Here is a 25,952-nt window from a genome sequence, read left to right as displayed (position 1 = left end):
ATACTCATCCGAACGCCGTCGGAATCGACGGGCCGTCATGCGCCGGTCGGGCCTCTTGCCCGGGCGACCGTGGCGGCGGGCCGGCGATCATCAATGGCCCAGGAGTACGCATCCATGACTGAATCCAAGATCCTGCCCGTCCTGCCGCTGCGCGACATCGTCGTCTTCCCGCACATGGTCGTGCCGCTCTTCGTCGGCCGCGAGAAGTCGGTGAAGGCCCTCGATGAGATCATGAAGGGCGACAAGCAGATCCTTCTGGCCACCCAGAAGAACAGCGTCGACGACGATCCGTCGCCCGACGCCATCTATCCCATCGGCGTGCTGGCCAGCGTCCTGCAGTTGCTGAAACTGCCCGACGGCACCGTCAAGGTCCTGGTCGAGGGCAAGGGCCGCGCGCGCCTGACCCGCTTCACCGACCGTGAGGAGTATTTCGAGGCCGAGGCCGTCGAGATCGAGGACGAGCCGGGCGAGGCCTCCCAGGCCGAGGCCATGCTGCGCGCCGTGGTCGAGCAGTTCGAGAACTACGTAAAGCTGAACAAGAAGGTCCCGCCCGAGGCCCTCAGCTCCATCCCCCAGATCACCGACGCCTCCAAGCTGGCGGACTCGGTCGCCGCCCATCTGTCGGTCAAGATCGCCGACAAACAGGGCCTGCTCGAAACCATCGACGTGCCCAAGCGGCTGGAGAAGGTCTATGGCCTGATGGAGGGTGAAATCTCCGTCCTCCAGGTCGAGAAGAAGATCCGCTCGCGCGTGAAGCGCCAGATGGAGAAGACCCAGCGCGAATATTATCTGAACGAGCAGATGAAGGCGATCCAGCGCGAGCTGGGCGAGACCGACGACGCGCGCGACGAGATCATGGAGCTGGAGAAGCGCATTCGGAAGACGCGCCTGTCCAAGGAGGCCCGCACCAAGGCCGAGGCCGAGGTCAAGAAGCTGCGCAACATGTCGCCGATGTCGGCGGAATCGACCGTGGTCCGGAACTATCTCGACTGGCTGCTGTCCGTGCCGTGGGGCAAGGCCAAGCAGAAACCGATCGATCTGGTCAAGGCGGAGGAGATCCTCGAGGAGGACCACTTCGGCCTGGAGAAGGTCAAGGAACGGATCATCGAATATTTGGCCGTCCAGGCCCGCACCGGCAGCTTGAAGGGGCCGATCCTCTGCCTCGTCGGCCCTCCCGGCGTCGGCAAGACCTCGCTGGCCAAGTCCATCGCCAAGGCGACCGGGCGTGAATATGTCCGCATGTCGCTGGGCGGCGTGCGCGACGAGAGCGAGATCCGCGGCCACCGCCGGACTTATATCGGCTCCATGCCCGGCAAGATCATCCAGTCGATGAAGAAGGCCAAGACCACCAACGCCTTCGTCCTGCTGGACGAGATCGACAAGCTGGGGGCCGACTGGCGCGGCGACCCGTCCTCGGCCCTGCTCGAGGTGCTGGACCCGGCCCAGAACTCGACCTTCGGCGACCACTATCTGGAGGTGGACTACGACCTGTCCCAGGTCATGTTCGTGACGACGGCGAACAGCCTGAACATGCCGCAGCCGCTGATGGACCGGATGGAGATCATCCGGGTCTCGGGCTACACCGAGGACGAGAAGGTCGAGATCGCCAAGCGTCACGTCCTGCCCAAACAGCTGACCGACCATGGTCTGAAAGCGGGCGAACTGATCATTCCGGAAGAGACGATCCGGGACCTGATCCGCTATTACACCCGTGAAGCTGGCGTGCGCTCGCTGGAACGCGCCCTGGGCGGTCTGGCTCGCAAGGCCGTGCGCGAGATGGCCAAGACCAAGGTCGCCTCTATCACCGTCGATGCGGACAAGCTGGCCGACTATGCGGGCGTGAAGAAGTTCCGCTACGGCGAGACGGACGAAGAGGATCAGGTCGGCATCGTCACCGGTCTGGCCTGGACCGAGTTCGGCGGCGACATCCTGACCATCGAGGCGATCAAGATGCCGGGCCGCGGCCGTATGACCGTGACCGGCAATCTGAAGGAGGTGATGAAGGAGTCGATCTCCGCCGCCGCCTCCTACGTCCGGTCGCGCGCGCTCGATTTCGGCGTTAAGCCGCCGGTGTTCGAGAAGACCGACATCCACGTCCACGTGCCGGACGGGGCCACGCCCAAGGACGGTCCGTCCGCCGGCGTCGCCATGACCGTGGCCATGGTCTCGGTCCTGACGGGGATCCCGATCCGCAAGGACATCGCCATGACCGGCGAGATCACCCTGCGCGGCCGGGTCACCGCCATCGGCGGCCTGAAGGAGAAGCTGCTCGCGGCGCTCCGCTCGGGCGTCAAGACGGTGCTGATCCCGCAGGAGAACGAGAAGGACTTGGCCGACGTGCCCGACAATGTGAAGTCGGCGTTGGAGATCGTGCCGATCTCTACGGCGGACGAAGCGTTGAAATGGGCCCTGATTGGCCCGTTGACCCCGGTCGAATGGGACGAAGCCGCTGAGCCCCTGCCGGCGCCCGTGCCACCGCTGGAGGGGGCGACGGCGACCGTCAGCCACTGAGCCGCGACTTAAGTCGAATGCTTAACGCCGCCGACATTCGTGTCGGCGGCGTTTTCGCTTTTGACGCGAGCGCCAATCCGCCGTTTACTGACGGTCAAGGGGAGAACGACATGACAAAAGCCGAACTTATCGGCCGCATGGCCGTGGCCGCGAACATCAGCCGCGATCAGGCCAAGACGGCCCTCGAAGCCTTCACTGAGGGCGTGGTGGAGGCCCTGACCCAGGGGCGAGACGTCAAGCTGATCGGCTTCGGCAGTTTCAGCCCGGTGGATCGCAAGGCCGGGGTGGCCCGCAACCCCCAGACGGGCGAGGCCATAGCCCGCGCCGCTTCTCGCACCGCGCGCTTTCGCCCCGGCGAGGGTCTGAAAAGCGCCTTGAACGGCTGACGGCCGCAGGGCATAAGCCCGCTTCGGTTCAAGGGCGGCTAGCTCAGCTGGTCAGAGCATCTCGTTTACACCGAGAGGGTCGGCGGTTCGAACCCGTCGCCGCCTACCACCGTTTCCGGGCTTTCTGGGGAATGCTGTGCGGCTATTTCCCAGAAATGTTCCCAGAAACCGTCACCCAAACTTGTCGGCGACGTCGTTCTGATAGTCCGGCCGATGGTGGCCGTAGTGCTTCAGCAGGGTCGTGGGCGACATGCCGAGGAAGCCGGCGGCGTCCCAGGTATCGACGTTGCGCTCCATCAACCAGGTCGCGCAGGTGTGGCGCAGATAATGCGGTGACACGCCCTTATCGAGCCCGGCGTCGCTGACGCAGCTGGCGAAGCTCTTTTTGACCCGCAACACCGGCTCGCCGCCGAAGTGGATGACGGCGGTGACGCCCGCCTTTTCGTCGAGGCGTCGCCACCTTTCCATGTGGGCCTGCAGGCGCTTCGGAAATTTCACGACGGGGCGGCGCTTGGTTCGCTTATCGCGCTGGCCTCGAGCGCGCCGGTACATGACGCCGGCGTCTACGTTCGCCCAGGGATGCGCCGGGCTCTCTTCCCATAGTGCGGCGGCCGTCACGCCCGAGCGCGAGCCGGTGTACAGAGAGATCAGGATGAACCGGCGCAGGTGCATCCGATTGGTCCGCGCGTTGGTCGACGGCCTCACCCACCGTCCGGGCGCTCCCGTCCTTGGGTTCGTCACCTTTTCATCCCAGCGCCAGCCCATGGAGGCCCAGAGCAGCCGAGCGGCCTCGCGTCTGCTCAAGGCGTCGCGGGGCGATTCCGATTTCGCAGGCAGGACGACCTTTGGAACGACGCGGAGATGATGCTCCTCGTGCCACTTCCCGATCGCCGTCGATAGGCACTCCAGTTCGCGCCTCGCTGTCTGGTCGCTGACGCGCGGCGCGTTCGCCGGATCCTTTGTGTAGGATTTGATCGGGTCCAGGATCCGCGTCTCGACATACGCCTCGGTGCTCGATCGACGCACATCGGACAACACCCTGCCTTCCCACCTGGGGAGCAGGGTGGCGATGAAGCTCGCCTCCTTGGCCGGATTGGATAGGCGTGTGGCGGGACCGGCCGCGTATTCGGCCAGGACCTCCGCTACGTAGACCTGATCTGGATCACTCTTGCGGCGTCGTTCGACCTCCCGGTCGGTGGGTTGCTCGACAGCACTGGCGTTCTTTTGGAGGATGTAGAGGGCGAGTTGCTCGTCCGCCCCGCCAGGGCCCTCACGGCGATCAGGGCCGCAGCCTGTGCCGATTTCGACCGTGCCGTCTCGGATGCAGTAGGTATCGGGGATGGTGACGCCGTCGGGCCGCCGCCTGCCTTTTCGAAGATAGAGGCGCGGGCCTTTCGAGGGACGGGGCATGCAAACAGAGCCTTGAGATTCGCTGGGGTGACGTAATAGGCGCCGCCGACATAGGAGGCCGTCAAGCGCTCACGTCCGATCTCGAGGCGCAGGGTGGACACCGCGCAGGGATAGACGCCGGAAAACACCGCCACAATTTCTGGTAGGGTCATGGGATCATCATCTGACCAATCCGAGGGGAGCGGTCGATCAATAGAGCGGTCGCGGCGACGCGCAGTCATCCGTTTGCCCCGATCTTCTCCGTCGTGAAACGGGTTCCGCGCGCGCGCATGGTCCGCAGCCGGCCCAGCGGCGTTAGGCGCCAGCTCACAGCGCGCACCGTCTCGATCGCATCCGCCCCAAGGCGTTCACGGATCTCGATCATGCAGATCTCGGGCGGCCTCGGTCGCATGTCGAGAACCTGACCGCGACGGCCGATAGTACGGGCGGCGTCTTGGAGGTGGACCAGCCGGCCGTTCGCCTGGGCTAATTGGTCCAGCAGACAGGCGGCGTCGGCGCGGAGGCCGAAAGCGTTGTGGTAGATCGCTCGGCGGCGGTCGGCCGCGCGGCGGTCTCGCAGGGATTTGCCGCCGACGACGACGTGCACCAGGCGCTGTGAAAGCTGGGCGAGATCTAGGCGCATCATGCGGCCTCTTCGAACAGATCGGGGTGGGCGTCGGCGGCGTCGCCGTAGCGGATGATCAGCACCTGGTCCGCCCAGGTGTTGTGGCCGGTGGCGTCGTGATGACGAGCCGCTAGGGCCATCGCGTTCTTGCCGGTCCAGCGTGGATCCGCGCCGTTGCAGACGAAGCAGCCGGCGCGGACGTCCGTCTTGGTGAACTTCCTACGCGCCATGCTGGATGCTCCCGAAAAACAGCCTCTGGATCCGCAGCGCCTTTTCGCGCGCCTCCTCTAGGCTCCATGATCGGGTGGCGTCGTCCATGGCAACGTCGGCGCAGTAGGCGGCCGGATCGACCAATCGGGCGATGTCGTCCACGGAAACTCTGTAGGTGGCTTCAATCGCCATCTTCAGTGCTGCTCGCGCCTGCTCATTGGTCATGACTACCTCGACGCTGTCGGGCATCTGTCCCAGCGCCATAATCCACGCTGCGTGCGCGCGGGTGAGGGTCTCTTCATCCTGTGGTGAAGGCGGGGCTTGAGACCTCATCAATGGTACGGAACTTTTGGGCGTCGGGACCTTCGCTCCCGGCGCTGTTGCAGCGGCTGCCGTGGCGACCTCGAGCTTCTGCCCGATCTCGGCCAGTCGTATCAGGGCGGCCACGAAAGCGTCTGGCTGGCCGTCGACATGGACGGTCCCCGCCGGAGTCTCGCACGTGGTCAACTGACGACCCTTGCGGGCCTGCAGGTTCTTCAACCAGGCAAAGTCGATCATCGGCCGGGCCATCAGGGTTCCATCCCTGCTTCAATGAGAACGCCGAGTTCGACGTTGAACAGCCAGGCAATGTACTTCGCCGTGACGCCGGACCGGCGCATTGCGTTGGCCCAGACCATCAGTCGCGGATGGTGCTCAGGAATCGGATCAAACATCAGGCGGCCAGCCTCCGCTTGTTCAGCAGCTCGGCCGCCTCGGCGTAGGCGAAGCCGGTGAGGAGCTCCTGCTCCCCAACGAACAGACGCGGCCCGATATACCGGCCGGCTTTGTCGTGGCGTGTGACCAGCACCATCGATGGGAACTCCAGGGCGACGTGCAGACGGTCTTCCCCGGTCTCGTCCTTGACGGTACCGCGCAACTCCATCGTGGCGTGCTCCAGATGAACCGGCCGGATAGGATGGATCAAAGGCGCGTCTGGGCACGCCGTGCAGCGGTCGGCCGACAACCAGGCGCAACCGCTCTCGCAGGCTTGAAGCTGCCAGCACCCGCAGGCGCGGCAGATCCGGGCGTCGGCCGGCGCGCGCATCAGGCGGCCGCCATCCGAGCCAGGTCGCCGGCCGAGGGGCCGGTCATGGCGCGAACGATGCTGATCAACGAACGGCGGTGATCCTCGGACATCTTGACGAAGCTGTCGGCCAGCTCGAGTCCGTCATGGGTGCGGCGGAGCTGGCTCAGCGGGTCGCCGGCGTCCGCCGCCTGATCGGCGTAACCATAGAAGTCGGCCGGGTGCGCTTGAAGGAAGGCTGCGATCAGGGCGAGCCTCGCCGCGCTGACGCGGTTCACGCCGCGCTCGTACTTCTGGATCTGCTGGAACGTCACCTCTGCGGCGGCCGCGAGCTGGGCCTGAGTGACCTTCAGCGCCTCGCGCCGTTTACGGATACGCGCGCCGAGCGCGACGTCGAAGGGGTCGGGTAAGTCGGACATGGTCTACCTCTGCAGTTGAAGGATGAGCACCACGGCGATCGCGGCGCAGTAGGCGAGAACGAAGGTCAGCAGGACAGGGCGACGGCGCATCAGCGGCTGGGCCAGAAGCACCAGGCGCCATAGGCCACCCCGATCAGGACGATGCAGAACGGCTGTCCGATTGCGACGTCCGCCAGGCCTGCCGCGATGCCAATACCGGCGGCCGCCAGGTGTGCGGTGAAGATTTGCTTGCCGGCGGCGCGCCGACGCCGGCGGCCGTAGCCGGTGCGGATCTGGACGTGGGGCAGCGGGCGTCCCGCCTCGCTGCGGATGATGTTGTGGGTCATGGGGCTTCTTGCTCCGGGTCGATTGCGGGCTGTCCGGCAACCTCGACCTTGCCCCCGTCGAGGGCGTAGGCCGTGCCGCAGAATGGGCAGTAGGTCGGGACAGCGGTCGCGATTGCGCGGTTGCGAGGGTTGATCTTCTCGACCGCGATCTTGGGAAACTCGAGGGCGGTAGGCCGCAGGACGAAGGTCCGAACGATCCGCGTGTTGTGGTCGACCAGCTTGGCGTCAAAGTCGTCGAGGCAGGTGCAGGCCATGATCAGACCTCTCCCAGGGCGGAGAGGTAGAGATCGAGGATCGCGTCCTCTTCCTGACGCTTCGCCTTGTCCTGCTTGCGGATGCGGATGACCTTGCGCAGGATCTTGACGTCGTAGCCCTCGCCCTTGGCCTCAGCGAAGACCTCCTTCATGTCGGTCATGACGGCCTGCTTGTCCTCCTCGAGGCGCTCCAGGCGCTCGATGATGGTGCGCAGCCGACCTTGGGCTGTGGCCGTCAGGACGTCGGGCGAGGCGTCAAAGCCAACGTCAGGAGCATCGAACGCCACGTCAGGCCCCAAGCTCGACGCGATGGCCGCCCTTCGTGGCGAAGAAGAAGGGCCTTCCGCCGTAGTGGTTGTTTTCGTCGCTGTAGATTTGAACGACCTCCGTGAACTTCTGCTCAATGCCGGCGGTGTCCTTGCCTGTGACGGTCATGCCGCCGCCTGAGCGACGGACCGCGAAATGGCGAAGATGAATAGTGTTGTCTGTGGTCATGACCGGATCGTCCTCAAGGCAAGGTGGGTGGGGAGGGCGCGCCAGAAGGCGTATCCCTGCGGGTTGAACTCGGCCGAGCAGCTGCAAACCAGCGTGATTGGGTTCAGCGACTTGGATCCGCAGCGCGGGCAGTCGATGGGTGCCGGCCCGGACATCAGGAGGCGGCCTGCAGCGCGGCTTGCTCGGCTCGGCCGAGGACGAAAGCCAGCGCCAAACCCGCTTCGCGGTAGGGCGCCGCGCCTTCCACATTCAGCCTGCCGACGCGGGTCCAGCCGTCCAGGACCGATTCGACGTTCGAGCGGATGGTGTTCAGATCGTCACCGAAGCCGAGATCCGGGAATGGCGGATTATCGGGATAGGCAAGGTTCAGCAGGTCAGCGAGCGCGTCGCCGGTCTTCGTCTCTCGCATCAGGCGCACATGGGATGTCAGCGTCGCCAGCACCTGGGTGCGGGTCATGCTGAAGGGCGCTTCGTCCGAGCGCTTCACGACGCCAGCCTCAAGGCTGCCAGCGCTTCCTGGACCACGGGCGACGACAGCGCCTGCAGCGTGGCCTGCTGTTCAGCCTGGTACTTGTCGCGGGAGGCCTTAGCCTCGAGCGCGGCCAGCGCCTGGGTGGGCGTCTTGCCCAGCATGGTGTCGAGGGCGACGTTGGCGCGGTGCAGCGTCTCGCCGACTTCCGCGGCCGCGGTGGACAGGGATCCATGTTCCCGCATGGCCAGCCTCAGGCGGCTCAGTTTGCCGACGGTCCAGCCGCTCAGCGTCCTCGGCAGATCACAGCGGCAGATGCGCTCTAGGTCGCAGCTGCAGTACCGGCGGATCAGGAAGGGCGTCGCGGTCATTGCCCGTCGCCCAGGTCGATCTTGGCGATGCTGCGCTCGAGGGCGTCAAGGTCGTTCAGAAGGGCGTAGGTTTGCCCGTCCAACGTCTGGCTTAAGGCTTTCCACTCGTGGCGGAGCCGCAACAGAGCCTGTCGCGCCTGTTCGACGTCATTCATCCCCGCCCGTTTGGCGATGGTCATGAACGTCATGCTTCTGGTTGCAGGCAACGGCTCTCTCCCTCAATCGTGAGGGGAGTTTGGCAAATCCAAACATTAAGAGTCAACTACGAAGTTTGGAAAAACCAACCCAAAGGGCGAGGTGGCGGGTGCAGTGTCAGATCGTGGCGGTTTGCGCGCGGTCAGGTTGGTGTGAGTCACGGCCAATTGGGCGCGCTCATTCGATGTGAGGGCGCTCCGCTAAGGTAGTGGTGGCGAAAACCTATGCGGCTTTGATCGAGGGCTTGGTGCGGCGGGCATTCGGTGAGCGGCCGGCCTTGGGGGCGGGGTCCGTCGAAGCAGGAAGGGGCGATCCTTCCGAGATGGAGCGCGCTGCGGCGCGCAGGTACCGAATGGCAATGGCCTCTTGAGGGTCCATGAGGAGTTCGTAAGGCTCTATCTGAAGCCAGGCGGCTATCTCATTCACCAGGTCGCGTCGGTAGGGCTGCTTTCCATGATAGACGAAGTTGGCGCGGGATTTGTCCCAGCCGAGTTCATTTACCAGCGACGCCTGCCGCTTGTTGAAGTGGTCGAGCCACTGCTGAAGGAACCAGTTCTTCTCCACCAAACGACTCTGACCTGTTCGGCGGCGGCGGTCGTTTGTGATCATCTCAACAATTCCGCTTGACTCGCGGTTGAGAAAAACCAAACTTCCGCCCTTATGGACCTACCATCGTGGCGAAAATCAAAGGGTTGGACGCAAAGCGTCCTTGCTGACCGACTCGGATTGAGGTCGAAGGCGCATGTCTCACGTCTAGAGACCAAGCGCGAACGGGTCTCGGCCGAGTTGGCGATCGCCATTGATCGGCTGACCACTGGCGCCGTGCGCGTCGCGGACCTTCGCCCCGACCTACACGATGTCCGCGTCATCCGGGCCGACGCCCAGACCGGGGCCTCGGCATGACCCCCCTCGAACCCGCCCTCGCCGCCGTCGCCCTGGCGGCCGCCTTCGGCCTCGGCGCCCTGATCGGCCCGTCCATCACGCGCTGGATCACCGAGGTAGATCGTCGCCAGGCGATCCGTCTCCATGCCCAGGGCTGGACCCACGGTCAGATCGCCGAACAGCAGGACCGCGACCCAAGGCAAATCGCTGAGTGGCTCGCCGAGGCCGACAGGTCTCGGACGTCCTAGGATGGCGATCGGGGGAGGCGACTTTTGCGATGACAGCGCCTGGCCCGACTGCCAGGGTGCCGGCTTCTGTCTGAGGCCGTTCGCCTCGCCGATCGCGCTCCTCCACCTCCCCCTGTCCCAGGCTGAGCTCCTGGAGCTGGCCGACGAACTAGCCGCTCCACCGCCAGACCCGGTCTGGATCGGGTACGATACGGCTAGCCCTGACGAGGTTGTCTTGGTGAAGCCGACAGACCTCGGCAAAACCAGCAGTTCATTTCTGACCTTCGTGCGAACGGACCACGCGTCCCTCGCCCTCGGCCTCGCCACCGTCAGCCTGACCGGCGCTGGTGAGAGCCCCGTCGTCGCAACCGCCATGCCAGCGGTCCCCCTCCGGAGCGACGACGGGGCGACCAATTTCAGTGAAGCGTCCGCGTCCCCCGTCTCAACAGGGACACCGTGCTGAGCCGCTTTCAGACGCAGCTTCAGCCCCCCGGCGCCGGTCTCTTTTCGCTGAGTTCCCGATTCGTCCCGAAGGTTAACGAAACCTGCTTGCGCGGGCGCGCCCGGCTGCTCGGCCGACGCCGCGGCGCCCGGCTCACCGCTCTTCGTCACCGGCTTTTGGCGAGGCTCTGCCTGGACCGCGAGAGGGGCCAGGCCCCCCAGCGTGATCAGCGCCAGACCCACATCGGCAAAGCACCCGCTTCGCCCGCCTGACGGCCATGCCGGACAGCCCTGTGAACCCGCCGGGGGCGGATTTCTGCAGCGCTGATCGTGATCGCCAGCGGCGGCGCGTGCGGGCGGCTTGCCCCCATCACAGCCATCCATGGCCGTCTTACGGACGGGCATCGGGTTTGCTCATTCCAAAACGCCGGGCGGTAGCGCTGCGGCGACCGGATCTGTGCGCCCCGAGAAGCTCTGCCGTCAGGCGGATTCGCAAGGACCGAATCCACCATGAACGCACGACAGCACACGCTGCTGGCGCGCCTGCTTATCGACGCCTGCGGCGGCGTCGATGCATGCTGCAAGCCGATAACGCGGGTCGAACGATCCGCCCTCTACGCATACCGGGACTATGAGAAACCGGCCTTCATGCCCGCCGACGTCATCGAGGCGCTGGAAAAGAAGTGCGGGAATCCGGTCTACTCGGGCTTCCTTTTCGAGATGGCCAAGGAGTCAAGCCGAGCCGACGCCATCGCCTGCGTCGGCGCCTCGGCTGACCAGGTGCATATCTCGGCCTTCCGATTGTGGGAGGCGGCCAAGGACGCCCTGGCCGACGGGGATCTCAGCGAGATCGAGAAGCGGGAGCTGGCGTCCGGCCTGCAGAAGCTCGAGGACGCGGCCCGGACCTTCCGCACGTCGCTCGATGCTGACCAGTTGGCCGAAGGCGAGCCGACATGACGGCTATCCCGATCGACCACAGCCACCGGCGTCGACGGCCGGAACCTGAGAGCCGCCGCACCCTTTCTCCCGTCCGCCGCAACAGCCAGGCGGCCGGTGGCGAAAACTGGCGGCCGATCAGCTGGGCCGAGGGCCGTAAGATCCTGCTGGCGCTCCGGATCCACGCCGAGAAGCAGCGCCGCAAGGGTGAGCGGACAGGCTGTGCGCCGAGGAATAAGACAGACGTCGGCGGCATTAGCTTCGGCGCCATCCGGCTGGCCGAGGTACTGATCGGCATCGCCACCAAACGAAGCGGTCGCCTCGAGCCATCCGTGAAGTGGCTGGCCAAGGCGCTCAACGTACCCCTGAAAACCATCCACGCCTGGAAGGCCCAGCTGAAACGCCACGGCTTCCTGGACTGGCGTCGGCGCTGGGTCTTCACCGGCCGGGAAGGCGCGCGTGGCGACCAGGTGCAACAGACATCGAACGCCTATTGGATGAAAGCGCCCCTGGAAGCCCTGGAGGCGGCCGCCAAGGTACTTGCGCCCCGCAAGGCTGAAGAGGACGACGAAGCCCGCTGGGCGTCCATGCCTGAGGCAATGCAGGCCAGCCTCCGCGCCATGAAGGCCTCGGCCGCCAAGCGAAGCGAGCGCGGCCCCCAGGTCGGTCGTAAAAGTCGAATATGAATCACCTGAGGGCTCTGAATCCGGGCTCTCATAGATTTAGAAGGCGTCGAGCTAGTCGCTCGACCACTTGATCAAGGGATGAAAGGCGTCGCGCTAGGACGCGCGACAACATTTCCCAGGATCACAACGACCGCCGACGGCGGTTTTCCTCCCCCTCACAACAGGGGGCCGAGCAGTGCTCGGCCTCATTGACCCACGCTGTCGCGTGCCAACCGGCCGCCGACGGCGTCTGTTCGCCTGTATGTGGGCTAGGCGAGGGCGGAGGGGTTTCGAATTTCGGGGCACGCGGCAGGCGCCGGATTGCCCGAACGCTGGGAGGTGTGCAAAGAGGGCGCAACTTGGGGGAGTGTATATGTTTGCTTTGGCGCTCATCGTCTTTCTGATTTCGATCCCGGCCGGGATCGCGGGCCTGGTCCTGGTCATCAAGCCCATACCGCCCATCACCAAGCGCCGCGTCGGCGCCGCGATCCTGGCGGCGTCGTTCGTGATGTTCTGGGGTGGCGCCATCACGGCCGGCGCCACCATGTCGCCCGAGATGAAGGCGGCGGGCGAAGCGCAGCAGAAGAAAGATCAGGAGGATCGCGCGCGGGCGGCGGCGGCGGTTGCCAAGGTCGAGCAGCCCGTCGGCGTCACCCAGGCCGAATTCGACGCCGTTTGGGGTGCGACCAAAGTGGTGATGGATCGCTGTGACGCCCCGCTTCGCCGGGCGGGGGAGATCGTCGGAACAGGCGACATGTACGCGGCCTATCCGGCGGTCCAACGGGCCGAGGACGAATGCAACCAGGCTATGCTCTTGATGCAGGATATCGATCCGCCGAAATCTGCGAAAGGCGATGTGAAACGAGCGTTCTTGGACGCCCGCGAAGCCTGCGCGACCACGGCCTTCATCAAGGGCGACGCCATGGCGAAGTTGGCCAAGGTCGTGAACGGCGACAGCCGGCCGTCCGCGTTCGCTGAGGTAAAGGCGGAACTCGAGCGCGGTCAGCTGTCGAACCTTCATTGCCTGGCCAAATTTGCCGCAGCTGCTGAAGCGGCTGGCTTGACCCTCCCTGAGTTCAAACCGGACGAAGCACCCGCCGCCTGACGGCCTCAGGCGCCCGTTCGCCCCTGGGATCGAGAACGGGTATGATGCCCATTCTAAAATTCCACGGAGACGATGATCATGATGACCATCTTCGAGGGACGCGGGGGCGGCCGGCGGCTGGCCTATGAGGCCGCCATCCATGCGACGCTCAGGGCAGGGCACCAGGTCATAGCGTTTGAACCGGGCGCGCGGGGGGCGGCGCGGCTCGAACTGGACGGGTTCGGCGGGATCCGCCGCGTCCTATTGACCCCGCCGGCCAGGCCACGTGATCCGGCGAGGATCCGCGATCAAGCTGCGAGCGGCGGCTCGAACGACAGAGACGGCCGGACGCCCAGGACGCGCAGCGCCTCGAGCGTCTGATCCATCTTGGCCGAGCCTGATAGGATCCGGCGGACGTGCTTCTCATCCTTGCCCATGCGATCGGCCAGGGCCCGGCCGGAAACCCCGGCGCGCAGCATCGTCGTCTCCAGGGCGGCGCGCGCGGCGATCGCCGGTTCCAGCGGAACCACGAACTCGCCGGCCTCGGCCGGGGTCGGATCGGGCACGCCCAGGCCGTCGATCAGATAGCCCTCGATGGCGACGCCCAGCGCGTCGACCGCCAGGGCGAATGATTCGGCCAGCGTGGGACCGCCGGTGATGGCCTCCGGGATATCGCGGAAGGTGACCAGGAACTCGCCTGGCGCTTGCTCTTCGATTTGAGCGGGGTATGCAAATGCCGTCATCGGCTCGTTCTCCTCATCGGCCGTTGGCGGCGGCCTGTCATCGTCATCATCGTCGAAGGCCGTTGGTGCGGCCTTTTCATCGTCGGCCTGTTAGAAGGCGTCTTTTGGCAATCCGAGTTGTTTCAACAATCCTTGCTTGACCACATTGCTGATCTCACCGGACTTCACCGTCGTGAACTTCTCGCCGACGTAGACGCGACCGTGGCCGCCCTTGCCGTGTGCTGCGTCGAAACGATACTCGACGCCGGCGTTGCGGCAGTAGGCTTTCAGGTCACGAAGGAAGGCGCTGCGGTTCATGGATCTTGTATGCGGTCAAAAATGTCCGCAGTCAAGCGGCGCGGGCGAGAATGTCCGCATTTAGCTACCAATCAGCTACCCACTAGCTATTAGCTATCGACTAGCTATTAGCTATCGACTAGCTGTTAGCTATCCACTAGCTGTTAGCTATCCACTAGCTGAAAGGTCTTTGCCGTGCCGGTCATCACCATGTCGTCGCCAAAGGGCGGCGCCGGAAAAACAACGTCACTCGCCGTCCTGGCCACCCAGCTGGCGCGAAACGCTCCGGTCGCCATCATCGATGCAGACAAGAACCAGCCCATCGTGACCTGGTCAAAGGCGCCGGGCTTTCCTGCGAACATCGAGGTGATCTCCGACATCACGGACGCCAACTTCTACGACCGCCTGGACGATGTCGCGCGGCGGACCCCGTTCGTCCTCATCGACCCCGAGGGCACCGCGAACGTCATCTCGTCGCTCGCGATCAGCGCGGCCGACCTGGTCATCATACCCCTGCAGGCGTCGCAGCTTGACGCGGACCAAGCCCAACGCGCGCTTGTCCAGGTCACGAACCAGGAGCGCGCCGCGCGTCGGCGGATCGCAACGCGGATTCTTTTCACTCGCACATCGACTGCCATTCAAACCCGCACCCTGCGTCACCTGAAGGTCGAGCTCGCGGACGCCGGCGTCGCCACCTTCGAAACCCAGCTGGTCGAGCGCGAGGCGTTCAAGGCCATGTTCAGTTTCGGCGGCACCCTTGAGCTACTGGATAGCCGTCAGGTATCCAGTCCAGACAAGGCCGTCGCCAACGCCCGCGCCTTCGCGGCCGAGGTCGTCCAGGTGCTGAAGGATCTCGAGCATGAACGAGCGGCGTAAGACCTTCGGCCCGGCCCCCGGCTCGACCGATGACCTGGGCGCCGGCGATTTCAAGCCGCGCCCGATCGCCCGGCCTGATCCCGAGGCCGCGCGCCGCGTCGCTGAGGAGGGAGGCTATGGCTCCGGCGCCTCCGTCCGCGCCCCCAGCGACACCCAGCGCCGCTACCGCACCGGCCGCAACGCCCAGCTGAACCTTAAAGTCACGCCTGAAAACCGAGCCCGCTTCGCGGCCATGGCTGACGAAGCCGGGATCAGCATGAACGAGCTGTTCGAGCGAGCCGTCGATGCCTTGGATCGGAAGGATAAGTCGTGAGGCTGCCAGTTGTAGATGTGCACGTCGAAGCCAGGATTTCAGCGGCCTGGGATCTCGCGCCCAAATCAGTGGCGGCCGATCTCCGGCGGTTGTTCCTTGGCCTGGGAGGCTGACCGTGGACCGCCGCAAGCCCTACACTGACGTGATGCTTCAGTCGGTGGCGGCCCGAGCGATGATGGACGCCAAGATTGTAGAATTCGGCGCTCACGTATGGTCGGGCGATCGCAAAGCGGCTGAGGAGGCGCGCACCGCAGCCTCCGCCGCCCTAGACGCGCACCTGGACCTGACCCGCCAGACGCTCGAGCACGAGATCCGGAGAGGGTACTGATGCTTGGCCTGTTCGACTCACTGTTTGCTTTCAAGGTTCATCGCGTTCCCTCTGGAACGACGATCAAGGATCCGGAGAGCGGCGACGAACTCGAAGTGACCGAGACCTCGGCCGTCTTCTCTCGTTGGGCCTGCTGGGTGACTATTAAGCAGTATGATGCGATCGTCGCGTCGACGGCGAGCGAGGTCGCTAAGGCGTTGGAGGAACGCAAATGAGCGAGCCGCCGAAGATCTGGTTCGACGAGTATGAGGAGATCACGGAGATCGCGCGGGACTTGCCGATGACGCTGGTCGAGTATCAGCGGCTGTTCATCGGCAGTTGGACGTGCGCGCCTGAAAACACGCCGAGGCCGCAAGAAACTGCAAGACCGGAGCCCCCAGCGAGACACCTAATCCAGCCCCGGCGGACAAGGATCCGGCGAGACTGGTGAAGTGCAATAATTGCGACCCATAAAGCGGCCAGGCGAGGCGGGGGGAAAAGCGCGATCCTCGGGGCGGCACCGGGGTGGCGCCCCTCCCGGGCTGCCCGGGGGCTCGAGAGGGCCTTCAGGCGACCGGCGGCCAGGTCCAGCGCGTATACAGGGCGGAGCCGGGGCCCTGGAACCCCTTGATCACCACCCTCGGCGAACGCGCGCCGCAGCGGCGGCAGACCATCTTCCGACGCAAGTCTCGCAGCGGCGTGAACTTCTGCTTCTGAGGGAGCAGCGCCCAGGCGATTTCGCCGGACCAACCGCATTCGCACGTCATCGACAGCTGGTCGCCTGATTGTATGTCGTCGATGGTGGTGTCGTCGGGGTACTGGCTCTTGTTCATTCTCGATCTCGGGCGTGCCGACCCAGCGACTTCTGTATGCCAGAGCCGCCGCGCCGCAAAGCAAAAATGTTCTTGTAATGTTCTCATTTAAGATTTCGGCCGGGCGCGCGGGGAGCGGCCCGGCCGAGAGGCTTAGGCGCCGCCCCCGGTGATGATGACCTCTGACGCAGGCAGGGCGCCCTGGCCGGCGAGCCCATAGTGCGTCCCGACGGTCTCGACCTGGAAGCGCGCGAAGATCTCGCGCACCTGCGGCCGATCGTTCAGCGATAGGATGAACCGGCCCTTCAGTACGGCAAGCTGCTCGGCCATGGCGCCGAACTCTTGGCGCCCGAACATGCCGTCGCCGTAGTCGTCCTCGCAGCCGAAGTACGGTGGGTCGAGATAGAACAGCACGTCCGGCCGGTCATATCTGGCCATGAACTCCGACCATCCGAGCTGCTCAATCGTCACGCCCTCGAGGCGCTTTGCGGCGGCCAGTAGGTCATCACCGACGGTGCTGGCTTGGAAGCGGGCAGGGCGCCCGAGGCTGACGCCGAAGTGGCGACCGTTCACCTTCCCGCCGAACGCGGTCTTCTGCAGATAGACGAACCGCGCCGCGCGCTGCAGGTCGGTCAGTGTGGTGGGATCCTCGCGCACCGCTCGATCAAACTCGGCTCGCGAATGGAGTTGCAGCGCGACCAGGTCAACGAGGGCGCCGGGGTGGGCGCGCATGCAGCGGAACAGATTGGCGACGTCGCCAGACCAGTCGTTGATCAGTTCGCACTTCGGCCGGGACTGCCGGCGAAAGAAGACGCCGCCCATGCCGACGAAAGCTTCGGCATATGTGGTGTGAGGCGTGGCCTCGATCAGGGCGCACAGACGGCGCGCCAGGTTGCGCTTGCCGCCGATGTAGGGTGCGATCGGGCGCACCGGCGTGACGGGAGAAAGGGTGATTGCGTTCATGGTCGACTCAACAGTATTTGCGCCGCGCCGGTCAGGCCGGTGGCGGGGCGAAAGGGGCGTGCACCCCTGGACGTGCTGAGTTACGGCTCGGCGGCTCGGGCGCGGCAAACGCCCGGCCCCCGCCTCTAGAAACGAGGGCGACGCCCAGATCCTGGACGCCGCCCGGCTAAGCCAGTCGCCGTTGTTGTGCGGGTGGGTACGACAACAGGCCTAAGCCGGATAGACCCGCTCTTTGAACCGGACGACGTCCACGCCCAGCCATTCGTTGATGGTGAGGAAACGACGCTGCAGCGGGATGATCTCGGTCATATAGAACACCTCCTCGGCCTTCTGGACGTCGCCGAACCCCCCCGCCGTCTTCGGAATGATGCCGAGCAGCTGGGGCGGCACGCGGTGTGCGGCCAGGATGTCGTCGCGGGTGACGTCCTTGATCCCGACGAACTCATCCTTCGCGGCCGCCTCGCCCGGGTGCAGGATCTGGATCGAATCCTTCTCGCCCTGGGGCAGGTGGACGAACAGGCTCTTGAAGTTCCCGACGCCCTTCGTGTCTCGGATCGCGGCCTTGATCTTCTCGGCGTCGTCCTCCTGCAGACCGCCCTTGCCGACGTACATGATGAAGCCGGCGTGCGCCCCGTTCAGGAAGAAGCGCCGACGGAACAGGGTCGCCCCTTCGTTCAGCCAGGCCGATTGAAGCCCGCCAAGATACTCAGGCACGCCGTAGATTTCCTGGTCGAGCCAGGGCTGCATGCCGTGGAAGACGGATCCGTTCTCGAACCAGTGCTCCCGCATGAACCCGTTGAGGAAGACGTAGTTGCCGGGCTCGACGCCGACGCGCGTGAAGCGAGCCAGGCTACGCTTCAGCTTCATTGGCCTGCCGCCGAGGTTGTTGATGCGCTCGACGAAATAGTCGCCGAAGACCAGGTGATCGAGGACGAGGCCCTCGAACGTCGTGAGGTCCAGGGTAGATGACGGAATGAAGTCGCGCAGCAGCTGGTTGACCTTCACGCGGAAGGCGCTGGAATGGTGGGAGGTGACATTGGCCGTGCGGCTCAAGACATCGCGCGGCAACGGGGTCTGGTAATACCGACCTCCGACGCCCTGGACCGGCCAGCACTCCAGGTGATCGAGCAACTCGCGGCGGTTCAGTATCGGCTCCGCGTCGCCCAGGCTGAAGGCCATCGGCTCGGCCGATCTGGTCGTCGGCAAGATCTCGCCCTCGATTGGCCGGCTGAAGCTGGACGAGGAGCGGGCACGCGCAAGGGCGCGCCCGCGCGAGGGCAGGGCCATGGTCATCGGGAAATCTCCACACTGGATCTGGCGGCGCCGCCGATCCCGGCCGCTAGCGGCTCGTTGAACAGGGCCTGGAACAGAGCCCAGGCGAGGTCGGCGTGTCCGCTATCCTTGGTGCGGCTCGCCTCATAGGTGACCTGACGGCCGCTCGCCGTCGTGGTGCGGCGGATCGACATCAGGGCGCCGGTCAGGTCTCGGAACTCGACGTGGTACTCGAGGCGATGCTTTCCGATGACGTCGAGGGCCTTGTAGACCATCTGCGTCTTCAGGATGGGATCGTATCGGTGCTCGGTCAGATTGGGGAAGAAGGTCCGGACCAGCTGCGCCACCGCGGCGCCTATCCCGGTCCCATCGATGTCGATCTTCGAAACCCGGTACCGCTGCGTATAGGCGCGGATCACCTCGGCCTGTTCGGTGAAGTCTGAACCCTTGAACTGCTGGCGCTCCAGGACCCGGAACTTCCCGCCCGGGCGCGCCGGCGGCGCAACGACGACCAGGCCTGCGGCGTCGGCGTTCTCGCCGTTGCCGTTCGGGTCGTAGGATAGCCAGACCTCGCCGCTGTATGCGCGCCCCGCGCCCAGGGTAATGCGCGCCATATCGACGTCGTCCCAGGCGTCCTCGCCGTCGACCATGCACGGCGTGAGCGACGTCATGGGGAAGACGCTCAGCGTATCGTCGACGAACCCGCACATGAGGAGGTTGTCGAACTCGGGCCCGGAATACTCGTCGCGCAGGTCCTCGATGTCGAACAGGTCGCAGCCCTGGGCCTCGGCGTCCTCGATCGTCACCATGTGGCGCCAGATCCGGTCGGCGCCCATCTGGCCGTCCTTCGTCGCCGCCCAGGTGACGTCGAAGTCGCGCCTCTTGTCCTTCGCGCGCTTCTTGTTCCACTCCAGGCCGGTCCAGAAGGCATAGGCCTCGTGCATCACGGAGCTGGGCGTCGAGAAGTACGTCTTTCGGTACTTCTTCTGCATCGCCATGCCGCTGGCGACCTTCTTCAGCGTCTCGAAACCGAAGACCCAGAAGAATTCGTCGAAGTAGAAATCGCCGTGATAGCCCTGGGCCGTCCGGGCGTTGGTGCCCAGGAAGATCAGGTTTGGCTGTTCGAGCGGCGTGCCGTCCTCGTCTTCACCGCGATCGATCAGAATCGGATCGCCGCTCAGTTCGACGCCGATCACTTCCAGGACGAAGGCACGGATATAGCCCCGGAACACATGGGCCTGCGCCTTCGATGCGGACAGGAAGATCTGGTTGTGGCCGGTCTCGAGCGCCTTGATCAGCGCCTCGAGCGCGAAATAGTAGGTCGCACCGATCTGACGGCTCTTCAGGATCATGCGTGACCGCAGATCCGCCTTCGACCACCAGGTGAGCTGGTAGCCGAACATGCGCTTCAGCATCGTCGCCTTCAGGATCTCGACCTGGTCGGGCGTGATGCGGTTCTTTTGGGGCTTCTTCTTCGGGCCCGCGTTCCTATTGGCGACCTTGGGATTGAGGTCGGTCTCGTTGCCGCCCTCGACCGAGTAGCGGCGCAGGCGCGCCAGACGCTCGGCCGCGCGGAGCAGGGCGTCGATTTCCTTGAAGTCCAGACCCGTTTTCTGGGCCTTCATCGTCAGGGCGATGTACCGGGCGTGGGTGACGCCCTCCATCTGCTCGAGAGGGGACGCCTCGTCCCATTTGTCGCGGCTCTTCCAGCTCGCGATGGTGCCTTCAGGCTGCTTCAGAAGCTTGGCGATGTCGGTCAGTCGCCAGAACGACCAATAAAGAAACTTCGCCGCCCGGCGCTCGTCCAGAAGTGCGGCGACGGGGAAGCCGAAACCCCCGCATTCGGTCAGCAGGGCGCCTAGGTCGTCCGCGCCGGCCGTCTGCTCCGCCTTCTTTTTCGGCCGTGTCCTCATGCGGCGGACGCTACCGGCGACATCGCCCGCTTCTGACGGCCCGCTGTTGTCAGACGCGTCAGCACAACAGGCCCGCCTTGAGACGAGAGGCGATCAGGCGGTGATCTGCAGCCTCATTCGCCGGATCGACCGGCCGCCCTGCAGATCGCCCGAGGCCCGATGTCCAAGAAGCTGACGACCAAGTTCACCCGCATCGCCGTCGCCGGCCTGACCGCGTCGGACGGCCGCACGATCGAGCCGCAATGGCTCCGCGACATGGCCGCCAACTACAACCCGGCGACCTACACCGCTCGGGTGAACGTTGAGCATTTCCGCAACGCCTCGGCCGCCGGGCCCTTCCCGGCGCTGGGCGACGTCGTCGCGCTGAAGGTCCAGGACGACGACATCGAGATCGGCGGCAAGACCGAGAAGCGCCTCGCACTGTACGCGCAGATCGAGGGCAACGAGACCCTGCAGGGTTATCTCGCGGCCGATCAGAAGAAATTCACCTCGATCGAGGTCGAGCCCAACTTCTCGGGGACCGGCAAGGCCTATCTGATGGGCTTGGCCGCGACCGACAGCCCGGCTTCGTTGGGCGTCGAGGCCCTGCAGTTTTCAGCCCGCACCGACGACGCCTTCGCCAAGATCCGCAAGGCCGACCTGGACAGCCGCAAGAAGCACGAGACCTGCCTGTTCTCGGCCGCCTTCGCCACCACGATCGAGTTCGCCGAGGAAGGCGCCCAGGTCGAAAGCGCCGACTCGGTGATCGACAAGATCGTCGCCAAGTTCACTTCCGCGATGAAGGGCGCCGAGCCCAAGGCGCCGCCCGCCGCCGATCCCGCCAACCCGGGCGGTGACCTGACCGCGTTCGCTACCGCCATGTCCGCAGGCCTCAAGGAACTCGGCCAGTCGTTCACCCAGGCCTTGGCGACCCAGAGCGGCGAGATCAACGCCCGCTTCGCCAAGATCGAGAGCGAGCACGCCGCCATCAAGCGCGACGTCGAGCAAACCCCCGACCGCAACTATCGCCAGCGCCCGGCCGCCACCGGCGGCGGCGAGGGTCAAGAGCTGACCGACTGCTGATCCGCCCCTCGCGCCACCGATCCCCTCCCGACGCCCGTCACGGAACCTGAACCCGATGAAGACGAAAACCCGCCTCCTTTACACCACCTGGCTCAGCCGCCAGGCCGATCTGAACGGCGTCGCTGAAAGCACCGTCCTCGGCGAAAAGCAGTTCGCTGTGGACCCGTCGGTCCAACAGGTCCTGATCGACAAGCAGGCCGAGAGCTCCGCCTTCCTGGGCATGATCAATGTCGTCCCTGTCGACGAACAGTCTGGCGAAAAGCTCGGCCTGGGTGTCGCCGGCACTCTGGCTGGCCGCACCGACACCAACGCCCGCGATCGCGAAACCCGTGATCCGACCACGCTCGATGCCGACCGCTTCGAGTGCAAGCAGACCAACTTCGACACCCATGTCGGGTACGCCAAGCTGGATCTCTGGGCGAAGTTCAAGGATTTCCAGCTCCGCATGCGCAACCAGACCCTGCAGCAGCAGGCTCGGGACCGCATCATGATCGGCTGGAACGGCATCATCGCCGCCGTCCAGACCGACCGCGTGGCCAATCCTCTGCTTCAGGACGTCAACATCGGTTGGCTCCAGCAGATCCGCGTCAACCGCCCGACGCACGTCTTCGCCGAGGGCGCGACCCCCGACAAGATCGTCGTGGCGCCGACCGGCAGCGACTATCGCAACCTCGACGCCCTGGTCTACGACGCCGTGGCGAAGTTCCTGCCTGAATGGGTCCAGGGCGACACCGAACTGGTGGCGATCGTCGGCAGCGGCCTGCTGCACGAGAAGTATTTCCCCATGGTCGATGGGGAGGACAAGCCGACCGAAAAGGTCGCCGCCGACATCCTTCTGTCGAAGAAGCAGTTGGGCGGCCTGCAGGCGGTCAAGGTGCCCTTCTTCCCGGCCGGGACCATTCTGGTGACGCGCCTCGATAACCTGTCGATCTACGAGCAGGAAGGCACCCGTCGCAAGACGATCGTCGACAACGCCAAGCGCAACCGGGTCGAGACCTACGAGTCGGTCAACGAGGCCTACGTCGTCGAAAACTACGATTTCGCACTGCTGATCGAGAACATCGAGGTTGGCGTCGAGGACGGCGAGTAATCGCCGTCCCACCAACCCCAACACCCACCAGGAGAACGTCGATGAGCGCCGCCGAACGCGCCAAAGCCCGAGCTGAAGCGGCCGCCGAGAAGCTGGCCGCCGAGAAAGCGGCCGAGGTGGCGGCAGCATTGGCCACGGCCAGGCCCGCAACATTCAAGCCCGCGTTCCGGCCGGCGCCATCGGTGCCTGCGCCCGTGCCTGGCCGGTTGTCGCCGGCTGCGCGTCGGCGTTCCTTCCTAATCGCCTCCTCGGCCGGCAGGGTTCTGGCCGCCGCCGGCGTCCACCTGGATCTCACCGCCGCCAACGATCCGAAGCTCGAGGGCGCTGCCGCCAACACCCTCATCATGCTTCAGGAGGACAAGCGTCGCCTGAAGCAGCTCCAGTCCCAGGAGCGCAAGATCGAACTGAAGCGCGAGCTGCTCCCGAACTATCGCGACTGGTGCAACGGCATTCTGGCCAGCGGTCGTGGCGATCGGGGCCCGCTGGACTCGATCTTCACCACCATCCTGATGTGGACCATCGACGTCGGCGACTACATGACGGCCCTGCCGATGGCCGAGCATGTGCTCCGCTACGGCCTGGAGATGCCGGCGCACGTCAAGCGGACCCCGGCCGTGTTCATCGTCGAACAGATCGCCGAGGCCGCCATCGCGTCCTACGACCTGGCCGACGACGCCGCCGAGCCATTCCCGCACGCGGTCCTGCCGATGGTCGAGGATCTGATCGCGGCCGTCGACGCCGACATGCCCGACGAAGTGACGGCCAAGCTGCAGAAGGCCATCGGCCGGGCCATCTTGGCCGGCGCCGACCTCGAGGACGAGGACGACGTCCGCGTGCGCCAGGCGCAAACCCTGAAACACTACCTTCGCGCCATACAACTGGATCCCCGCTCGGGTGTGAAGGGCGACGTCACTCGCCTGAAGAAGGCGCTCGGCAAGGCCGAGGATGGCGACTCGGAATCCGACGACGCCGCCGCCGCAGCTGTGGCAGCCCTGGGCGACGCCATCTCGGCCGCCGACCAACAGAACCCGCCCGCCTCGGAAGAGGAAGGCTGAACCCGCTCGCCCCCCGGCGCTCGGCGGCGGGGGTTGGCCCGACAACAGTGGGTTCGCCCGTCTGCAGCGTCCGACCAGCCCCCCCACCGCCGTAGCCAGGGCGATGAAACGAAAGAGATGCCGTCGGCAGGCGGCACACCAGGAACCCCCGCGAACGCCATGACCGGCATCTCTTTCAACCTTCCCGACGACGACGCGGCTCCCGCTCCGGTTCTGCCGGCGGCCGACGACGTGCCGTGCGATGGGTGGTGGCCCGGCGTCAACCTTGGCGCCCTGCGCGACGCCGTGCGCGTCCCCAGCGGCGAAACCGAGCGGCTCCGGGACGCCGTCCGCCAGGCCATGCTGGATATCGCCGGCGAACTTGCCGCGTGGCGCGCCGACCAGGTGGCCGCCGGCTACGCAAAGCTGGCTGACGTGCCCGGCCGCATCGTTGTCGATGGGAAGTCCGACTACGAACTCCGCTGGTTCCGCGCCGTCTATTCGGTCGTCGCGGCTGACGTCGGCGAACGCGCAGTCGGGCCGCAGCTGTCGTCTGCCGGCGCTGATCGGCTCGAGGCGCTGCGCGCCGACGTCGATGTCCACCTGCGCAACGTCGCCTTCGCCGTTCGCGACTTCCTGGGCAAGCCCCGCATCGTCGCCGAGGCCCTGTGATGGCCGGTCCCTTCACCGATCTGGCTTTGGAAGGCGAGACCGTGGACGCGATCTGCTGGCGCAACCTGCGCCGCAGTGCGCCCGCCATCGAGCAGGTGCTGAAGGCCAACCCAAACCTTGCCGATCACGGCCCCTTCCTGCCGCGCGGCACCCCGGTGCTGTTCCCTGTCACGGCCACGGCGCCCGCCACATCGGCGATGATCAATCTGTGGAACTGACCATGACCGCTCAACCGATCACCGCGCCGCCGCCAGCATCTATCCCGGTAAACTGGACGATGCTGGCCTTTTTCCTCGCCGTCCTGGTTCAGTTCGCTGTCGTGGTGTCCTACGGCGCCCGCGCTCAAGCCCAGATCAACGAGCTGAAATCCACGACCCAGCCGCTGCGCGATGGCCAGCTGGTCGAGATCCGCACGAATGTCGCTTGGATCCGCGCCGAGCTTGAGCGCGAACGCGAGCGGGGGAGGGCGCAGTGACCCAGAACCCGCAGGATCCTTTGCCGGAAGGGCAGTGGCTGTTCCGGCGCATCTTCACCTGGTCGCTAACCGTGGTCCTCCTCGGCCTGCTGGGCTGGATCATCTGGCGGATGCCGGCGGACGGCCTGCAGCTGGTCGCCCTCTGGCTCATCGGCCTGATCGCCCTGGTCGTCACCTACTACCTGCTCGCCCCCAGCGCAGCCGAGCTGGCGCGGATCTTCGCCGAGATCCGCGGCCGCTTCCCCTTCGCCCGTTCGTCCGGAGATCCATCGTGAAACCCGTAAAGCTGCTCGTCGTCCACTGCTCTGCGACCCCCGCCAACCGCGACATCGGCGTTGCGGAGATCCGCACCATGCACAAGGCAAAGGGCTGGCGGGACGTCGGCTATCACTATGTCATCCGCAGGGACGGCACGGTCGAGAAGGGGCGGGCCGACAATGTCATGGGCGCCCATGTCACCGGCCACAACGACGGATCGCTCGGGATCTGCCTGGTCGGTGGCGTCAAACCCGACCTGAAGGCGGAGATCAACTTCACGCCGGCGCAGTTTGCCGCCTTACGGGAGCTTCTGACCAGGCTTCAGACGAAGTTCCCTGGCTCCAGGATCTGCGGCCACCGCGATCTTTCGCCCGACCGCAATGGCGACGGCGTCGTCTCGCCCGGCGAGTGGGTCAAAGAGTGCCCCACGTTCAACGTCGATCTCTGGTGGTCGCAGGGCAAGGTTCAGCGCTGATGAAAGCCCTGACTCGAACCTTCAACTTCGCCTCGCCATGGGGCTGGGCGCTGGCCGGCCTTGCCCTCCTGGCGTTCGCCTGGCTCTGCGTGGTCGCCTTGGGCGGAGTGGGTTTCCACTTCGACCCCTTCAACTCGACCGAGAAGCGCGCCGATCGCGCCGAACAGCAGGCCGCCAAAGCGACGGCCGACGCCGGCGCGCGCGCCCAGGAGGTCGCTGGCGCGAGGGAAACGGTCGTCAAGGTCGAGGCCACCCTCCGCCAGCAGCATCAAGCCGCCGCCATTGCTGCCGATTTCGCCAACCAAGCCAGGGAAGCCCCCGATGCGAACCAACCTCTCGATCCGGACCGCGTCAGTCGCCTTGTTGCTGCTGACCAGCGCCTGTGCGCGCTCGATCCAGCTGTCTGCAATCCCAGCCCCTCCGCAACGCGTCATGCCGGCGACGGCTGAAGATCCCTGCCACG

General features: G+C 65.5%; 41 protein-coding genes and 1 tRNA gene. 21 read left to right on the top strand and 21 right to left on the bottom strand.

Annotated features, from left to right (window positions below; genetic code table 11):
- The first annotated feature begins 114 nt into the window (after positions 1-114).
- The 3 genes from lon (at position 115) to PKE72_RS13205 (ending at position 3,006) form a co-directional block, all read left to right on the top strand.
- Positions 115-2,511, top strand: a complete 2,397-nt coding sequence (gene lon, locus PKE72_RS13215) for an endopeptidase La (RefSeq protein ID WP_271165850.1) — start codon at positions 115-117, stop codon at positions 2,509-2,511.
- A 110-nt stretch (positions 2,512-2,621) separates the two neighbouring features.
- Positions 2,622-2,897 carry an HU family DNA-binding protein gene (locus PKE72_RS13210; RefSeq protein ID WP_271165849.1) on the top strand — a complete coding sequence of 92 codons (276 nt, stop codon included), beginning with the start codon at positions 2,622-2,624 and terminating at the stop codon, positions 2,895-2,897.
- Positions 2,898-2,929: 32 nt separating this feature from the next.
- A tRNA-Val gene (locus tag PKE72_RS13205) sits at positions 2,930-3,006 on the top strand.
- Between the two features lie 62 nt (positions 3,007-3,068).
- On the opposite strand, the gene PKE72_RS13200 is transcribed toward PKE72_RS13205, so the two are convergent.
- The 15 genes from PKE72_RS13200 to PKE72_RS13130 all read right to left on the bottom strand — a co-directional run bounded on the left by PKE72_RS13200 (position 3,069) and on the right by PKE72_RS13130 (position 9,361).
- The gene (locus tag PKE72_RS13200) at positions 3,069-4,307 is read right to left on the bottom strand and encodes a site-specific integrase (RefSeq protein WP_271165848.1); all 1,239 of its coding nucleotides are present in this window, start codon (positions 4,305-4,307) and stop codon (positions 3,069-3,071) included.
- 217 nt (positions 4,308-4,524) lie between these two features.
- Positions 4,525-4,932 carry a hypothetical protein gene (locus PKE72_RS13195; protein WP_271165847.1) on the bottom strand — a complete coding sequence of 136 codons (408 nt, stop codon included), beginning with the start codon at positions 4,930-4,932 and terminating at the stop codon, positions 4,525-4,527.
- A complete protein-coding gene (locus tag PKE72_RS13190; RefSeq protein WP_271165846.1) occupies positions 4,929-5,141 on the bottom strand; it encodes a hypothetical protein in 213 nt (70 codons plus the stop codon). The genes PKE72_RS13195 and PKE72_RS13190 overlap by 4 nt, the downstream gene beginning before the upstream one ends.
- Entirely contained in the window at positions 5,131-5,691 is a 561-nt protein-coding gene (locus PKE72_RS13185; protein ID WP_271165845.1) for a hypothetical protein, read from the bottom strand. Before PKE72_RS13185 ends, PKE72_RS13190 begins: the two co-directional genes overlap by 11 nt.
- A complete protein-coding gene (locus PKE72_RS13180; protein ID WP_271165844.1) occupies positions 5,691-5,834 on the bottom strand; it encodes a hypothetical protein in 144 nt (47 codons plus the stop codon). Before PKE72_RS13180 ends, PKE72_RS13185 begins: the two co-directional genes overlap by 1 nt.
- On the bottom strand, positions 5,834-6,085 hold the full coding sequence (locus PKE72_RS13175; RefSeq protein WP_271165843.1) for a hypothetical protein: 252 nt from the start codon (positions 6,083-6,085) through the stop codon (positions 5,834-5,836). The genes PKE72_RS13180 and PKE72_RS13175 overlap by 1 nt, the downstream gene beginning before the upstream one ends.
- A gap of 119 nt (positions 6,086-6,204) precedes the next feature.
- Complete coding sequence (locus PKE72_RS13170) at positions 6,205-6,603, bottom strand: helix-turn-helix domain-containing protein (protein ID WP_271165842.1); 399 nt, start codon at positions 6,601-6,603, stop codon at positions 6,205-6,207.
- Between the two features lie 89 nt (positions 6,604-6,692).
- Positions 6,693-6,929, bottom strand: coding sequence for a hypothetical protein (locus tag PKE72_RS13165; RefSeq protein ID WP_271165841.1), 237 nt, complete (start codon positions 6,927-6,929; stop codon positions 6,693-6,695).
- Positions 6,926-7,183 (bottom strand): hypothetical protein, encoded by a 258-nt coding sequence (locus PKE72_RS13160; RefSeq protein WP_271165840.1) that lies wholly within the window; start codon positions 7,181-7,183, stop codon positions 6,926-6,928. Before PKE72_RS13160 ends, PKE72_RS13165 begins: the two co-directional genes overlap by 4 nt.
- A gap of 2 nt (positions 7,184-7,185) precedes the next feature.
- Positions 7,186-7,470: a nucleoid-associated protein GapR gene (gapR, locus tag PKE72_RS13155; RefSeq protein WP_271165839.1), complete on the bottom strand. Its 285-nt coding sequence runs from the start codon at positions 7,468-7,470 to the stop codon at positions 7,186-7,188.
- A 1-nt stretch (position 7,471) separates the two neighbouring features.
- Complete coding sequence (locus PKE72_RS13150; RefSeq protein WP_271165838.1) at positions 7,472-7,678, bottom strand: hypothetical protein; 207 nt, start codon at positions 7,676-7,678, stop codon at positions 7,472-7,474.
- Positions 7,679-7,832: 154 nt separating this feature from the next.
- A complete protein-coding gene (locus PKE72_RS13145) occupies positions 7,833-8,135 on the bottom strand; it encodes a hypothetical protein (RefSeq protein WP_271165837.1) in 303 nt (100 codons plus the stop codon).
- Between the two features lie 26 nt (positions 8,136-8,161).
- A complete protein-coding gene (locus tag PKE72_RS13140; RefSeq protein WP_271165836.1) occupies positions 8,162-8,518 on the bottom strand; it encodes a hypothetical protein in 357 nt (118 codons plus the stop codon).
- Positions 8,515-8,697 (bottom strand): hypothetical protein, encoded by a 183-nt coding sequence (locus PKE72_RS13135; protein WP_271165835.1) that lies wholly within the window; start codon positions 8,695-8,697, stop codon positions 8,515-8,517. Before PKE72_RS13135 ends, PKE72_RS13140 begins: the two co-directional genes overlap by 4 nt.
- 238 nt (positions 8,698-8,935) lie before the next feature.
- Positions 8,936-9,361 carry a hypothetical protein gene (locus PKE72_RS13130; RefSeq protein ID WP_271165834.1) on the bottom strand — a complete coding sequence of 142 codons (426 nt, stop codon included), beginning with the start codon at positions 9,359-9,361 and terminating at the stop codon, positions 8,936-8,938.
- Between the two features lie 12 nt (positions 9,362-9,373).
- Between PKE72_RS13130 and PKE72_RS13125 the strand changes: the two genes are divergently transcribed.
- From PKE72_RS13125 to PKE72_RS13105, 5 genes are all read left to right on the top strand, one after another.
- Positions 9,374-9,616 (top strand): YdaS family helix-turn-helix protein, encoded by a 243-nt coding sequence (locus tag PKE72_RS13125; RefSeq protein ID WP_271165833.1) that lies wholly within the window; start codon positions 9,374-9,376, stop codon positions 9,614-9,616.
- A complete protein-coding gene (locus tag PKE72_RS13120) occupies positions 9,613-9,843 on the top strand; it encodes a helix-turn-helix domain-containing protein (protein ID WP_271165832.1) in 231 nt (76 codons plus the stop codon). The genes PKE72_RS13125 and PKE72_RS13120 overlap by 4 nt, the downstream gene beginning before the upstream one ends.
- A gap of 930 nt (positions 9,844-10,773) precedes the next feature.
- On the top strand, positions 10,774-11,220 hold the full coding sequence (locus PKE72_RS13115) for a hypothetical protein (RefSeq protein WP_271165831.1): 447 nt from the start codon (positions 10,774-10,776) through the stop codon (positions 11,218-11,220).
- On the top strand, positions 11,217-11,885 hold the full coding sequence (locus tag PKE72_RS13110) for a hypothetical protein (RefSeq protein WP_271165830.1): 669 nt from the start codon (positions 11,217-11,219) through the stop codon (positions 11,883-11,885). The genes PKE72_RS13115 and PKE72_RS13110 overlap by 4 nt, the downstream gene beginning before the upstream one ends.
- 352 nt (positions 11,886-12,237) lie before the next feature.
- On the top strand, positions 12,238-12,969 hold the full coding sequence (locus PKE72_RS13105) for a hypothetical protein (RefSeq protein WP_271165829.1): 732 nt from the start codon (positions 12,238-12,240) through the stop codon (positions 12,967-12,969).
- A gap of 287 nt (positions 12,970-13,256) precedes the next feature.
- Here PKE72_RS13105 and PKE72_RS13100 read toward each other — a convergent pair whose 3' ends face one another.
- Together PKE72_RS13100 and PKE72_RS13095 are read right to left on the bottom strand one after the other, a co-directional pair.
- A complete protein-coding gene (locus PKE72_RS13100; RefSeq protein WP_271165828.1) occupies positions 13,257-13,691 on the bottom strand; it encodes a type II toxin-antitoxin system HicB family antitoxin in 435 nt (144 codons plus the stop codon).
- A 90-nt stretch (positions 13,692-13,781) separates the two neighbouring features.
- Positions 13,782-13,988 carry a hypothetical protein gene (locus PKE72_RS13095; RefSeq protein ID WP_271165827.1) on the bottom strand — a complete coding sequence of 69 codons (207 nt, stop codon included), beginning with the start codon at positions 13,986-13,988 and terminating at the stop codon, positions 13,782-13,784.
- Positions 13,989-14,162: 174 nt separating this feature from the next.
- Between PKE72_RS13095 and PKE72_RS13090 the strand changes: the two genes are divergently transcribed.
- The 4 genes from PKE72_RS13090 to PKE72_RS13075 all read left to right on the top strand — a co-directional run bounded on the left by PKE72_RS13090 (position 14,163) and on the right by PKE72_RS13075 (position 15,699).
- Positions 14,163-14,843 (top strand): division plane positioning ATPase MipZ, encoded by a 681-nt coding sequence (locus tag PKE72_RS13090; protein ID WP_271165826.1) that lies wholly within the window; start codon positions 14,163-14,165, stop codon positions 14,841-14,843.
- Positions 14,827-15,156, top strand: a complete 330-nt coding sequence (locus PKE72_RS13085) for a stability/partitioning determinant (RefSeq protein WP_271165825.1) — start codon at positions 14,827-14,829, stop codon at positions 15,154-15,156. The genes PKE72_RS13090 and PKE72_RS13085 overlap by 17 nt, the downstream gene beginning before the upstream one ends.
- A 115-nt stretch (positions 15,157-15,271) precedes the next feature.
- Entirely contained in the window at positions 15,272-15,484 is a 213-nt protein-coding gene (locus PKE72_RS13080) for a hypothetical protein (protein WP_271165824.1), read from the top strand.
- Positions 15,484-15,699, top strand: a complete 216-nt coding sequence (locus PKE72_RS13075; protein ID WP_271165823.1) for a hypothetical protein — start codon at positions 15,484-15,486, stop codon at positions 15,697-15,699. Before PKE72_RS13080 ends, PKE72_RS13075 begins: the two co-directional genes overlap by 1 nt.
- A 330-nt stretch (positions 15,700-16,029) precedes the next feature.
- Here PKE72_RS13075 and PKE72_RS13070 read toward each other — a convergent pair whose 3' ends face one another.
- From PKE72_RS13070 to PKE72_RS13055, 4 genes are all read right to left on the bottom strand, one after another.
- Positions 16,030-16,296, bottom strand: a complete 267-nt coding sequence (locus PKE72_RS13070) for a hypothetical protein (protein ID WP_271165822.1) — start codon at positions 16,294-16,296, stop codon at positions 16,030-16,032.
- Positions 16,297-16,428: 132 nt separating this feature from the next.
- Positions 16,429-17,238, bottom strand: coding sequence for a DNA adenine methylase (locus PKE72_RS13065; protein ID WP_271165821.1), 810 nt, complete (start codon positions 17,236-17,238; stop codon positions 16,429-16,431).
- 210 nt (positions 17,239-17,448) lie between these two features.
- A complete protein-coding gene (locus tag PKE72_RS13060) occupies positions 17,449-18,531 on the bottom strand; it encodes a phage portal protein (RefSeq protein ID WP_271165820.1) in 1,083 nt (360 codons plus the stop codon).
- Positions 18,528-20,423, bottom strand: a complete 1,896-nt coding sequence (locus PKE72_RS13055) for a terminase large subunit domain-containing protein (RefSeq protein ID WP_271165819.1) — start codon at positions 20,421-20,423, stop codon at positions 18,528-18,530. Before PKE72_RS13055 ends, PKE72_RS13060 begins: the two co-directional genes overlap by 4 nt.
- A 159-nt stretch (positions 20,424-20,582) precedes the next feature.
- Here PKE72_RS13055 and PKE72_RS13050 point away from each other — a divergent pair, with 159 nt between their 5' ends.
- The 9 genes from PKE72_RS13050 (at position 20,583) to PKE72_RS13010 (ending at position 25,938) form a co-directional block, all read left to right on the top strand.
- Entirely contained in the window at positions 20,583-21,485 is a 903-nt protein-coding gene (locus PKE72_RS13050) for a GPO family capsid scaffolding protein (protein ID WP_271165818.1), read from the top strand.
- 55 nt (positions 21,486-21,540) lie between these two features.
- Positions 21,541-22,575 (top strand): phage major capsid protein, P2 family, encoded by a 1,035-nt coding sequence (locus tag PKE72_RS13045; RefSeq protein ID WP_271165817.1) that lies wholly within the window; start codon positions 21,541-21,543, stop codon positions 22,573-22,575.
- A gap of 41 nt (positions 22,576-22,616) precedes the next feature.
- Positions 22,617-23,630 carry a phage terminase small subunit gene (gpM, locus tag PKE72_RS13040; RefSeq protein ID WP_271165816.1) on the top strand — a complete coding sequence of 338 codons (1,014 nt, stop codon included), beginning with the start codon at positions 22,617-22,619 and terminating at the stop codon, positions 23,628-23,630.
- Positions 23,631-23,789: 159 nt separating this feature from the next.
- On the top strand, positions 23,790-24,281 hold the full coding sequence (locus tag PKE72_RS13035) for a head completion/stabilization protein (protein ID WP_271165815.1): 492 nt from the start codon (positions 23,790-23,792) through the stop codon (positions 24,279-24,281).
- A complete protein-coding gene (locus tag PKE72_RS13030; protein WP_271165814.1) occupies positions 24,281-24,499 on the top strand; it encodes a tail protein X in 219 nt (72 codons plus the stop codon). Before PKE72_RS13035 ends, PKE72_RS13030 begins: the two co-directional genes overlap by 1 nt.
- Positions 24,500-24,501: 2 nt before the next feature.
- Entirely contained in the window at positions 24,502-24,756 is a 255-nt protein-coding gene (locus PKE72_RS13025; protein WP_271165813.1) for a hypothetical protein, read from the top strand.
- Positions 24,753-25,031, top strand: a complete 279-nt coding sequence (locus PKE72_RS13020) for a hypothetical protein (protein ID WP_271165812.1) — start codon at positions 24,753-24,755, stop codon at positions 25,029-25,031. Before PKE72_RS13025 ends, PKE72_RS13020 begins: the two co-directional genes overlap by 4 nt.
- Positions 25,028-25,489, top strand: a complete 462-nt coding sequence (locus PKE72_RS13015) for an N-acetylmuramoyl-L-alanine amidase (RefSeq protein WP_271165811.1) — start codon at positions 25,028-25,030, stop codon at positions 25,487-25,489. Before PKE72_RS13020 ends, PKE72_RS13015 begins: the two co-directional genes overlap by 4 nt.
- Positions 25,489-25,938 (top strand): hypothetical protein, encoded by a 450-nt coding sequence (locus tag PKE72_RS13010; RefSeq protein ID WP_271165810.1) that lies wholly within the window; start codon positions 25,489-25,491, stop codon positions 25,936-25,938. The genes PKE72_RS13015 and PKE72_RS13010 overlap by 1 nt, the downstream gene beginning before the upstream one ends.
- Positions 25,939-25,952 lie beyond the last annotated feature (14 nt).

It is taken from the genome of Brevundimonas intermedia (genome assembly GCF_027922165.1).
GTDB classification, from domain to species: domain Bacteria; phylum Pseudomonadota; class Alphaproteobacteria; order Caulobacterales; family Caulobacteraceae; genus Brevundimonas; species Brevundimonas intermedia.
Note: the sequence above shows the minus strand (reverse complement) of the source record. Positions and strands in the feature narration are given on the sequence as shown.